Source organism: Okeania sp. SIO2C2 (assembly GCF_010692625.1).
Taxonomy (GTDB): Bacteria; Cyanobacteriota; Cyanobacteriia; order Cyanobacteriales; family Microcoleaceae; genus Okeania; species Okeania hirsuta.
This window is the reverse complement of record NZ_JAAHGM010000033.1, coordinates 59,194-71,207: the sequence shown is the minus strand read 5'-3', so window position 1 is coordinate 71,207 and position 12,014 is coordinate 59,194. Positions and strand designations below refer to the sequence as shown.

The following is a 12,014-nucleotide window of genomic DNA, read 5'->3' as shown; positions in this document are numbered from 1 at the left end:
TTCAGATAGGGAGTAGGGAGTAGGGAGTAGGTAAGCATTCAGCCGTCAGCTATCAGCTATCAGCTATTGTTTTTAGTATTAGATAAAAGCTTTACTAATTGAGTCAGAATTAAATATTACTACAAAAACTGGCTGGAAATTCTATATTCATTAAAACTCTGTCCTTTTGCTGAGAGCTGACAGCTATTAGCTTTTTAATAGACATCTCCAGAAAAGAGGGTGTAGGGAGTAGGGGGAAAGAATTAATAATTGCTGTGGGATAATTGATTTAATTTTTTATTATTGGAGATGTCTAATTAATAAAGCAAGCATTCATTTAATTTCTACTACATTCTCAACCAGATATTCCTACTCTGAAGCTTTGATAAAATTGCTTTTTTCTCCTTTAAAGGCAATAAAGCTGATAGCTGACTGCTGAATGCTTACGAGACTATTTATCACAAACACTTATCATGCTTGGTATAACACCTAATATCATATCTCTTTAAATAACCCCAATAAAAAATTTAGGGAGTAGGGAGCAGGAAACAAGAGGAAATTTGTTTGCTCCCCATGACAAAGCGGTGCGACCCCGCGACGACGATAGTCGCAAGGGAACGCGCACCAAGAAACGGAAAAAATATTCTCTCTCAAGAGAAGAACATTTTTATTATGGCTAATTAATGAGACTTGATATAACACCTAACACCTAATTCTGTGCTACCTCAAATAAAATTGGTAAATGAGAGGTAATTGCTAATTATTAATTGTTACTTACTGCCTACTTCCTACTCCAAATTTATCAAAATAATATTGGTCTAAAACCCCGCCTTTTAAGGCGAAATATTTTTGGATAGTTGTTCACGCATCCCCGTTACAAAAATAACTTCTGACTTCTGACTTCGTTAATGTCGAACGCCAAAAAACGTACTGCTATACCTATATATTATGAAACTAAATTCATCACAAATAAAAAAAATTGAGAACTTTCTAGAAAAAATTAAAGATGATACTTATCCCGAACCTCCAACTAAACTTCATAATCAAATAACTGAGCAAATGTTTGATGTATGTCTAAAGCAAATATTTTTACCACCAGCAGCAAAAATATTAGATATTGGTTGTGGTCAAGGCGTCGCTTTAGAGATATTTAAAAAACATGGTTTTTCACCAACTGGAATTACTCTAAATAGTCAAGATGTGGCTATTTGCCAACAAAAAGGTTATCAAGTTTATGAAATGGAGCAATCTTTTTTAGAATTTGAAGATAACTATTTTGACTTTGTTTGGTGCAGACATTGTTGAGAACATAGTATTTTTCCATATTTTACTTTGCAGGAAATTTATAGAGTTATTAAACCCGAAGGTTATCTATATTTAGAAGTACCTGCTCCTGATACAAGTTGCCAACATCAAACTAATAAAAACCACTACAGTGTATTGGGAAAAACTATGTGGCTATATTTAATTAAAAGAACAGGATTTGAAACTTTACAAGCATTAGATATTCAATTTAATGTGCCTGCAGGTCCAGATATCTATTGGGCAATGATTCAGAGGAAAAATAGTTCGACTATAACTTCATAAAATTCTACTAAAATTATCAATATTCAATGGCAATATAATTCTGAACAACAAGCAATAAAGCTCTCCCTAGATTCTAATAAATTTACTCAAAAATTGATGCTTGACTCTGTTCAAAAAGGGCGAGCTTATGAATCTGAAATCTTACAATTAATTGGGAAATTTCTACAAAATGGCGACTGTTTTATTGATATTGGCGCTCATATTGGATATTATTCTGTTTTAGCTGCAAAAATAGTAGGCATCGAAGGCAAAGTTTTTGCTTTTGAGCCAGAATTATCAAATTATCAAAAAATCCTAGAGAATATTAGTCTCAATAATCTAAATAATATTTGCTTATTTAATTTTGCTGTTGGTTCAGAAACGAAACAAACACAACTATTTTTTAATCAAGATAATGATGGCGGTCATGCTTTGTGGGATGTCGGTAAACATCCATTCAATCAAAAAAGTTTGGATAATCAAACAATGCAAAATATTCAACAATCTACACTTGATGATATTTTAAGTCAGCAAAAAGATATTGGTCAGATAAAAATGATTAAAATCGATACTGAGGGAGCGGAGCTTGATGTAATTAAAGGAGCAGTAAATACATTTTCCCAATATGATGTTCCCTATATTATTTGTGAAATTAATAGATTTGGATTACAACAAATGGGAACTAATGAAAAAGAATTAAGAGAATTTATGGATTCCTTAAAATATGAAACCTATTTAATTACTTCAGACGAGATTAATCAGCTAGTTAAGTTACCTATAGGTAAGTATTATCAAACATCCCATGTATTTAACGTTCTATTTACTAAACAAAATAAAATGATAAATCAAGAATCATAATTCAGACTTGAAAATGCACGACTTCTATCTACTTATTGTGGAAGTTTTTCCAGATTTTGGCAGTCCTGCAACTGTAATGGTATTACCGAAAAATCCTGGTCTAAAGCCTCCCCTTTTAAGGGGATAAAAAAAGATAATTCCGTATTTCAAGCCTCCTTATTGTAGAGGTATTGTTAACGAAGTCAGAAGTCAGAAGTTATTTTTGTAACGGGGATGCGTGAGCAACTCTCCAAAAATATTGCACCTTCAAAGGCGGCATATTGTTTTGATAACTGATAACTGAAATGACCTACTCCTTTTACCGAAAAATCAAGGTATAATACCAAATTGATAAATGTTTGCTACAAATATCTAGGGTATTTCTTAGGAGTCAACCCACCCCCAACCCCTCCCAGGAGGGGAATCAGGAGTCAGAATGAATGGCTTTATTACCATTTTTTAGGGCGTAAATTATCTTTTTTTGTCAAAGGAAAATATCCTGTAAAGTCTTTTTTTCGCTCTTACTATTCGTAACATTCTTTTTTCAAATTGCTATAAAACCTCTCCATTCATAGAGAAACGAAGAAAAACAATCCTTTTAGTGAATCCTCCTTTTTTCAAGGAAAGGTAATTATTAATTATTAATTGAAGATAATACCTCTTGATGAATTAGCGATCGCTCCCTCAAAAAATCTATCCTTTCTGGAAACAAAGCATCTCCATTCGCATAATTTTCAATCCACATCTTACTAATTAAATTTGCATCTTCCGGCACTTCAGCTAACTCCCATCCAGGCATTTCCAACTCAGTCATTAACTGACTAACTTTCGGATCGTAACTAATAGCAAAACAACGACATTCCTCCGCAGACCCCATAATTAAACTGTGGAAACGCATACCTATTACCATTTCTACACCCCGAAAAACTCCCTTCAAAACTCTAGGGTCTTCTATAGTTAAAATCTTGCTATGATTAGGCAATTTTTTATGAATAAATTCAGCAATTTTTAAATCCTTTATTGGTTGAAAAGGCAACAACAAAATAAACGCTTTAGTTGCCTTTTGAAAAGAAACCAAAGCCTGAGTTAAAATTGCTAAACGTGCCGGAGTAAGTTGTGGGTGAGGTCTCAAACAAACCGCTACTCTCGGTGCAGGTAAATTCCAAAGACCAGGGACAGAAGAACTTTCCAAAGCCCAAACTGGGTCAGGAGCTAAAGTAAAAGGAATATCCCACTTGGCAAGAATTTTTGCCGAACCCGCATCCCTGACACTAACCGCAGTACAACCCTTAAAACATTGCTTTGCCAAAAATTGGGTAGTTTGATGATGTAAAGGCCCAATTCCTTGTGCCCAGGCAATTGTTTTTAAGCCCATTTTTTGAGCAATTCCCATTAGTCCGGCATAATAAAAAGGACTAGCAATACTGGTAGTATCTTGAATCAGGCTTCCACCCCCCCAGATAAAGACATCCGAACGTTTCATGGCCTGGAGAATAGTAAAAGTATTGAGGCGATCGCCTGCTTCGACCTGGTATTGTTTTTGAGTTTCGATGGGGTTGCCAGACAAAACATAAGGTTGAATATTATTGGGCAACATCTGCAACAAAGATGCTAATAATGCCTCATCTCCACTATTACCTTTTCCGTAGTAACCAGATAAAATTGCTCGCATTTGTCTGAGTAATTATTCTTTTGATATAGCCTTGTAGAATACCAAAGTTGATACTTAAATTTTCAGATTTTTTGGATATGCACGCTTTATCAATTCCTACTTGGATTATTCATATTTCTAGCGTTATTGAATGGATAGCTGCCATTTGGTTTATTTCTCTCTATGGCAATGTCACTAATAACCGTGCCTGGTATGGTTTATCTTTTGCCATGTTACCTGCATTGGTCAGTGCGATGTGTGCCTGCACTTGGCATTATTTTGATAATGACCCAAACTTAGAATGGTTAGTTACTCTTCAAGCTTCAATGACTTTGTTGGGAAATTTTACTCTATTAGCTGCTGCTTGGTTGATATTTTCTAATAGTAAAAAGCAGGAAGAAAGTAGCGAGAGTTAATTTTTAGGTACGACACTTACTCTGGAGTAGAGACTATCTTTTTTTGAAAAATCAAATCAAGTCACAAGTGAGATATTTTTCAGCCCTCCGGACTAGATATCTATAACGTTATAGTTTTAAGTCTGTATATTCAGAGTATTTTGAATACTTAACTCCAGAGTACCGACTATCTTTTTTTGAAAAATCAAATCAAGTCAGAAGTGAGATATTTTTCAGTGATCCGGACTAGATATCTATAACGTTATAGTTTTAAGTCTGTATATTCAGAGTATTTTGAATACTTAACTCCAGAGTACCGACTATATTTTTTTGAAAAATTAAATCAATTCAGCAGTGAGATATTTTTCAGCCCTCCGGACTAGATATCTATAACGTTATAGTTTTAAGTCTGTATATTCAGAGTATTTTGAATACTTAACTCCAGAGTACCGACTATCTTTTTTTGAAAAATTAAATCAAGTCAGAAGTGAGATATTTTTCAGTGATCCGGACTAGATATCTATAACGTTATAGTTTTAAGTCTGTATATTCAGAGTATTTTGAATACTTAACTCCAGAGTACCGACTATATTTTTTTGAAAAATTAAATCAATGCTCCAGACTAATAATTTATAACGTTATAGTTTTGAGTCTGTATATTCAGAGTATTTTGAATACTTACTCCAAAGTACCGACTATATTTTTTTGAAAAATTAAATCAAGTCACAAGTGAGATATTTTTCAGCGCTCCAGACTAATAATCTATAACGTTATAGTTTCGAGTATCTATATTCAGAGTATTTTGAATACTGAATATAATGTATTTTGAATACAGAGCTTTAACTATGGACTACTAGCTACTTAATACAACAAAATTTTTTATACTCCTATAAATATGATTTCTAAAGATACTCTATTTGCTCTTTCTCTATTTCCTTATTTAGGCTTTCTTTGGTTTCTCACTCGTTCAGGCAAAACACCCCGTTTAGCCTTAATTGGATTTTATGGCACTTTAGTATTTGTGGGCGTAACTATTCCCGCCGGAATTTATGCTAAACAAGTTTATAGCGAAGCCTTAGCAAATATTGATTGGTTACATGGTAGTGCAGAAGTATTTCTAACACTATCTAATATTTTGGTAGTGCTAGGTTTTAGGGAAGCTGTGTTGAATAAGGAAGAGGAAAGAAAGAAGAAGGAAGAAGGGAAAACTGATTTTTAAAGAAGGAAGAGGGAAGAAGAAAGAAGGAAGAAGGAAGAAAAAAACTCAAATCTTACTTTTTTTTGTAAATAGGTTTGGAGGCAATGGGCAAATGAATCTCTTCTTACTTTTACAAATAATTACTAAAGTATTTGTCTATAGTTATTCAGGATTAATTTTAATTTACTTGATACTCCGACTAATATTCTGGGATAAATTCTGGCTAATAGCTTTAATTGGAAATTTTATCCCTTTAATTCTTTTCCCAATATTAATTCTGCCACTTCTAGCATTTTTAATTATCAAAAACCAACGTTTTTTGATAGTTTTATCTATTGCTTGTATGCTGCTTATTGGTTGGTTACATACACAATATTTTTCTCCTCAAACTATTTCCGCAGCAAATACTCAATCTCTCAAAATTTTCTCCTTAAATAATAGTTGGCATAAGACTGAAACCAAAACCCTAGTAGAAATAATCAAACGAGAAAAACCAGATATCGTATTTTTACAAGAAATTACCAGAAATCATATTACAAAATCCTTTCCTAAATTAAAAGCTGAATATCCTGATCAAACTTCAGATGATATTAAAGGTTATAGAGCTGCTATTCTCAGCAGATATCCCATAGAATTTCAGGAAAATCTACACTTAGCAGGTCATTCAGAAGTTCAACAACGCGCTCTCATTAAAATTAAGCAAGAGCTAATAGTTATCTACAATATTCAAACAATTTCTCCTTGGATTCGACCTCGGAAAATTTTACCTTTTTTGACAATTCCAGTTTATGAATTTGATGAGCGATCGCTAGAAATTCAAGACTTAATAGAACGACTAAAAAAAGAAAGTTTGCCAGTTATTGTGGCGGGTGATTTTAATATGAGCGAACAATCTCAGGACTACTATTATTTAAGACAAGTATTAATAGATTCTTTTCGAGTATCAGGAATGGGTTTTGGTTTAACTTGGCCTGCGGGTTGGCATCTTGATTTTTTGATTCCAAATTCTACCTGGAAATTGGATTATCCTCTGTTTAGAATTGACTATATTTGGTATTCAAATCATTGGGTTTCTAAATCTGCTGAAGTTTTGTCAACTACAGGTTCAGATCATTTGCCTTTAGTCGCGGAATTGGTGTTAAGTAAATAGTGGAATTATTATAGTTTATAATTGGTTATTTGATGAGAATATTTTCTATTTTATAAACTATTAAAGAGAGAAATTTAGCCGATTAAAGTATGGAAGAATCATTTATTCAAGCTGCAGGAAGGCATTTACATGATGCAGAAATTTTACTTGTTCAAAATCGTTGGGATAATGCTATTTATTTGGCAGGTTATGTGGTAGAATGTACTTTTAAAGTTATTGTAGAGCAATGTATTAACAATAGAACTTGTCAAAAATTCGGTCACGATTTAACAGAACTTCAAGATAAAAGTATTGAAAGATTACGGACAATTTATCCTATTCTTGATTGTAAATTACCAATTTCTCGGACAAACGGAACTATTTTAGTCAACTATCATCCACAACGACGTTATTTTAACTCTGGTTTGTGGAATGAAAAGGAGGCAAAAGAGGCAGTTCAAAGAGCAGCAGAAATCTATAACGAAATTATTCCCAGACTAATTTTGGATGGTAAGATATCTAGTGAGGAGCTTTAAATGATTAATATAACTTTCGGTGAAACATTTGAAAAAGTACGAGAATGTTTTGAGGAATTTTCCATAAAAGACGAACTAGAATCAATAACTATTATTCGGGATGTTCAGGGAAAAATTCGGCTTTTCTTACAACCTCTGAAGAAAAATAGCAACTCTGAAGATAATATCCTAGACGTAGATGAATTGGAAAAATCTCTTGTTCAAAAACTCGGTCCCTACTATGGTAAAGATATTTGGTTACCACAAGGCGAAAAAGATGGTTATAAGAATTTGATAGATGTCATCTGCGAAGAAAGAGTTCCCGCAGAATGGGATGATGAAAGTCAACCTTGTTGGTATGTGTTAGAACGTCATGTTGCTAAACAAGCATGGACAAATCAAAAAGAAGTTAAGCTTCCTTGGTCTCAACAAGTAGTAGATGAAGGTCATAAACCAGCAATAATTTCATTTTTTTCCTTCAAAGGAGGAGTTGGTCGCACCACAACATTAGTAGCAACTGCTTTAACATTAGCTCGTCATGGTTATCGAGTAGCTATAGTTGATTTAGATTTAGAATCTCCTGGTATATCAAATATTTTTTTTCCAGATAGAGAGGAGAGTTTTCCAGGAGCTATTGATTATTTATTAGAGAAAAATATTCAAGGTAAAAATTGGAAACTCAGCACTCATTTACAATTAGTCAATGATTCAAGATTGTTAGGAGATGTAGAAAAAAGTTTGCCTATATTGAGTGCAGGAAGTGTAGATAATAACTATCTGGAAAAGTTGGCAAGACTTGATTGCCAGAATCTGCTTAATTTTAATAATCCACTGCTAAAAACCTGGCATGATATGTTTAATGAACTGAATAAAGCAGCAGGAAAATTAGACTTTATTTTACTGGATACTAGAACAGGATTTCACGATATTGGTGGGTTAGCGATCGCTGATTTTTCTCATGCAGTAGTTGTCTTTGGTACTCAATCTCGTCAAAGTTGGGCAGGTTTAACTCATGTTATTCGTCGTCTAGCAAAACCTTTAGCTCCTGAACCTCTGCCAGTATTACTTATCCATGCCCTAGCTCCGGGATTAGTTGTACCAGGAAGAGAGCAGGAACTTAGAGATTTTCGAGAGAAAGCTTATACTGTTTTTCAAGATAATTATTATAGCGAAAATGTTCCTAACTCTACTGACAAAGAAGCTGATTTTTACCCAATAGTTATAGATTGGCAAAGTGAACTTCGTAGAGAAATAACTTTATTTGAGCGAGATTATTCTCCAGAGGAAGATAGTCGTTTATCAGATATTATTGATGTTTTAACAGGTAAACCTTATCAACAACTTGCTGAAAGGATTTGCAGTATTTTTCAGCGTAAATTGAATCAAAAAAATTAGGTGAAAAAATGACTAAGTTTTACAATAAAAGGCTATTAAAAATTATGACTAATGTTGCCCATATCAGATATTATTCATGTTTTAAAAGGTAAACCTTATCAACAACTGGCTGAAAGAATTTGTACTATTTTCAGCGCAAATTTAATCAAGAAAATTAGGTGGAAAAATGACTGATTTTGATAAAAAAAAGCTATTATAAATTATGTCTAATTTTGCCAATATTAGATATTATTGATGTTTTAACAGGTAAACCTTATCAACAACTGGCTGAAAGAATTTGCACTATTTTCAGCGTAAATTAAAGAAATAAAATTAGGTAGAAAAATGACTAACTTTGATAAAAAAAAGCTATTAGTATTAGAATGTATGGCTAAAGTTGCACCAGGAGGAGCTGTAGCTGAACATGAAAGTAATAATGAAAAGACATTCCTAAAAAATTTTTTACCTGTACCTAACTACCGAATGGCTTTGAATACTGACACATTTTTAATATTAGGTGGTAGAGGTGCTGGTAAAACAGAATTTTTTCGTTTATTAGCAAGTGATTCTGGTCGCCAAGCTTTAGTAGAAAACTTAAATATTAGATATTTTCCTCCTTTAGAAAAAACAATTTGGATTGCTGGATATGGTCGTACTAAAACTACGGAAAAAAAATTTCCTGCACCAGATATAATAGAAGACTACATGAAAAATAAGGATAGAATTGATTGGCGGATTTTCTGGATTGGATTGATATTAGGAGTAATATTTAAGCAAGAAAAAGAATTATCAAATAATAGTTGGTTTCAGGAAATACCAGAGAAAATTCGCGATAGTTTAACTAACAAATTATCATTACTTTCAAACTGGTTTCCAGATGTTCGCCAGAACTTTGAAAGTATCAATTATGCTTTAGATAAATTAGATGAAGAATTAATATCTAGTGACTGTTGGTTATTTATTACTTATGATGAACTAGATCGAATTGTTCCTTCTTATTTAAAACTGGGCGATCCTATAGCTGAACTATTAGCATTTTGGCTAGATAGATGGCGTCGTTGGGAAAGAATTAGACCCAAAATATTTCTACGCACAGATTTATTTCAAAAGGAGTTTTTAGGATTTCCAGATGCTTCTAAACTTAGAGGACATCAAATTAGTTTAGAGTGGAAAACTTCATGGTTATATCAGGTATTTGTTAAGCGTTTAGTTAACTCTGGAGAAAAAGAAGAAGAAATAGAAGCAATAAATGATTATTTACAAATAGTTCCTAATTTAATTTTAAAAGAGGATGAAACACTAGGTATATTGCCAGTATCAGATGAATCTCGTTTTGAATTATTAATGGAAACAATAGTCGGGGAATATATGGGAAATAATCCTCGAAAAGGTTACAGTTATGATTGGATTCCTAATCACCTTCAAGATGCTAAAGGGAGAATTGCTCCACGTTCTTTTTTAAAGCTATTTTCCTTAGCAGCAGAACGTAGATTAGAAAAATTTGAGGAAAAAGATTTACCAGAAAATCGCTTATTATTACCTTCTGATATACAAGGTGCTTTAATGGATACCTCTCAAGATCGAATCAAAGAACTTACAGAGGAAGAATATCCCTGGTTAGAAGCTCTTAAAATAGGTCTTAAAGGTCTCAATCTTTTAACTGAAGAGGAAAAATTTCTCAAGATACTGAAAAACACAAAATGGGATAAAGAACCGCACACCAAAAAACCGGAAGAAATTTTAAAATACTTAGAACAATTAGGTATTGTGGAAATTCGTAGTTCAGATCGGCGAATTAATATGCCAGATATTTATCGATATGGTTTTAAAGTTAAACGTAAAGGTGGAATTAAACGTCCGAAAAAAAACAATTAAAATGACACAATCATTCTTTAACGAGATAAAAAAAATCTGTTGACTTCTATTATTCGTAAGCATATTTTTGCTAACCTTGGTAAGAATGCCTTGATCTAAACCACATAGATGATGTTTTTTGTCAATGCGTAAGTCCTAGAAATAATCAACTAATTAAAAGATTCTAACCATTCTATACTCCTGACTTCAAAAAAACCCTACTGCCTCAATAGCAGCTTCCAAAGCGATCGCCACATGAGCCCAATGAGTCCCCCCCTGACAAAACACCACATAAGGTTCCCTCAAAGGACCATCCGCCGAAAATTCAGAAGTCGCCCCATCAATAAAAGTCCCCCCCGCCATAACCAACTGACTTTCATATCCAGGCATCGGTGCAGGAACCGGGTCTAAATAAGACCCCACAGGCGAATATTGCTGAATAGCTCGACAAAAAGCAATCAACTTCTCCGGAGAACCTAACCTTATCCCCTGAATAACATCCCGTCGTTTTTCAAAAGGAAGAGGATTAACAGGATAACCCAACTTATCAAAAACATAAGCCGTCAAATGATTACCCTTCATCGCCTCCCCCACCATTTGAGGCGCCAAAAATAAACCTTGAAACAACAACCTATTCTGCTCAAAAGTTGCCCCACCACTACTACCAATACCAGGAGCAGTTAACCGACAAGCAGCAGCTTCCACCAAATCTTCCCTACCTGCCACATACCCACCTGCCGGAACTATAGTACCACCAGGATTTTTAATCAAAGACCCCGCCACCAAATCAGCTCCCACCACAAGAGGTTCCCGGTCTTCAATAAACTCCCCATAACAGTTATCCACAAAACAAACTGTCCGAGGATTTTGTTCCTTAACTATCTTGACAATTTTCTCAATATCTGCAACAGACAAACTAGGTCGCCAAGAATAACCACAAGAACGTTGAATCAAAGCCAGACGAGTCTTCTCAGTAATTGCAGACTGCAACCCCCGCCAATCTATTGCACCAGTCTCAGTTAACGGCAATTCCCGATAACTAACCCCAAAATCTTTCAGAGAACCTTGACCCTCCTCCCTCAGACCAATAACCTCCTCCAAAGTATCGTAAGGAGAACCCACCACAGACAACATTTCATCCCCTGGCCTAAGAGTGCCAAACAAAGCACAAGCGATCGCATGAGTTCCAGAAACAAATTGGACTCTTACCGCTGCTGCCTCAGCCCCCATCACTTCAGCAAAAACCTTGTCCAAAGTTTCCCGCCCCAGATCGTCATGGCCATAACCAGTAACTCCTGCAAAATGATGGACACCTACCCGATGCTCCCGAAAAGCATTTATAACTCGTCTGAGATTTTGCTTGACTAAGCTATCAATATCAGAAAATATAGGAAATAACTCTTGTTCTGCTGTTTGTAGATATTTAGTACTGTTCATATTTAATTTAATTTGTTTGATTTGTGATATGCTTAACGAAGTGTAAATTTTTGTTAATACTCAAATTCACTATAAAATC

At 34.1% G+C, this 12,014-nt stretch carries 11 protein-coding genes; 9 read left to right on the top strand and 2 right to left on the bottom strand.

All coding sequences use genetic code 11. From position 1 onward, the window contains the following. Nucleotides 1-927: 927 nt before the first annotated feature. The 3 genes from F6K18_RS23020 (at nt 928) to F6K18_RS23010 (ending at nt 2,403) form a co-directional block, all read left to right on the top strand. Nucleotides 928-1,284, top strand: coding sequence for a bifunctional 2-polyprenyl-6-hydroxyphenol methylase/3-demethylubiquinol 3-O-methyltransferase UbiG (locus F6K18_RS23020; RefSeq protein WP_287524458.1), 357 nt, complete (start codon nt 928-930; stop codon nt 1,282-1,284). Nucleotides 1,285-1,311: 27 nt separating this feature from the next. Continuing rightward, nucleotides 1,312-1,566 carry a hypothetical protein gene (locus F6K18_RS23015; RefSeq protein ID WP_287524456.1) on the top strand — a complete coding sequence of 85 codons (255 nt, stop codon included), beginning with the start codon at nt 1,312-1,314 and terminating at the stop codon, nt 1,564-1,566. A gap of 96 nt (nt 1,567-1,662) precedes the next feature. Continuing rightward, nucleotides 1,663-2,403, top strand: coding sequence for an FkbM family methyltransferase (locus F6K18_RS23010; RefSeq protein WP_287524454.1), 741 nt, complete (start codon nt 1,663-1,665; stop codon nt 2,401-2,403). Between the two features lie 613 nt (nt 2,404-3,016). Here F6K18_RS23010 and csaB read toward each other — a convergent pair. Beyond that, on the bottom strand, nt 3,017-4,054 hold the full coding sequence (csaB, locus tag F6K18_RS23005) for a polysaccharide pyruvyl transferase CsaB (RefSeq protein ID WP_287524452.1): 1,038 nt from the start codon (nt 4,052-4,054) through the stop codon (nt 3,017-3,019). A gap of 77 nt (nt 4,055-4,131) precedes the next feature. Here csaB and F6K18_RS23000 point away from each other — a divergent pair, with 77 nt between their 5' ends. The 6 genes from F6K18_RS23000 to F6K18_RS22975 all read left to right on the top strand — a co-directional run bounded on the left by F6K18_RS23000 (nt 4,132) and on the right by F6K18_RS22975 (nt 10,519). After that, nucleotides 4,132-4,449 carry a DUF2499 domain-containing protein gene (locus tag F6K18_RS23000; protein ID WP_287524484.1) on the top strand — a complete coding sequence of 106 codons (318 nt, stop codon included), beginning with the start codon at nt 4,132-4,134 and terminating at the stop codon, nt 4,447-4,449. A gap of 874 nt (nt 4,450-5,323) precedes the next feature. Beyond that, nucleotides 5,324-5,647, top strand: coding sequence for a DUF3593 domain-containing protein (locus F6K18_RS22995; protein ID WP_287524450.1), 324 nt, complete (start codon nt 5,324-5,326; stop codon nt 5,645-5,647). 91 nt (nt 5,648-5,738) lie between these two features. Continuing rightward, nucleotides 5,739-6,776 (top strand): endonuclease/exonuclease/phosphatase family protein, encoded by a 1,038-nt coding sequence (locus tag F6K18_RS22990; protein WP_287524449.1) that lies wholly within the window; start codon nt 5,739-5,741, stop codon nt 6,774-6,776. Between the two features lie 89 nt (nt 6,777-6,865). After that, nucleotides 6,866-7,291, top strand: coding sequence for a HEPN domain-containing protein (locus F6K18_RS22985; RefSeq protein ID WP_287524447.1), 426 nt, complete (start codon nt 6,866-6,868; stop codon nt 7,289-7,291). Beyond that, a complete protein-coding gene (locus F6K18_RS22980) occupies nt 7,292-8,665 on the top strand; it encodes a KGGVGR-motif variant AAA ATPase (RefSeq protein ID WP_287524445.1) in 1,374 nt (457 codons plus the stop codon). A gap of 324 nt (nt 8,666-8,989) precedes the next feature. Next, nucleotides 8,990-10,519 (top strand): P-loop ATPase, Sll1717 family, encoded by a 1,530-nt coding sequence (locus tag F6K18_RS22975; RefSeq protein WP_287524444.1) that lies wholly within the window; start codon nt 8,990-8,992, stop codon nt 10,517-10,519. A 186-nt stretch (nt 10,520-10,705) separates the two neighbouring features. On the opposite strand, the gene F6K18_RS22970 is transcribed toward F6K18_RS22975, so the two are convergent. Next, a complete protein-coding gene (locus tag F6K18_RS22970; RefSeq protein WP_287524441.1) occupies nt 10,706-11,935 on the bottom strand; it encodes a methionine gamma-lyase family protein in 1,230 nt (409 codons plus the stop codon). Nucleotides 11,936-12,014: the final 79 nt, after the last annotated feature.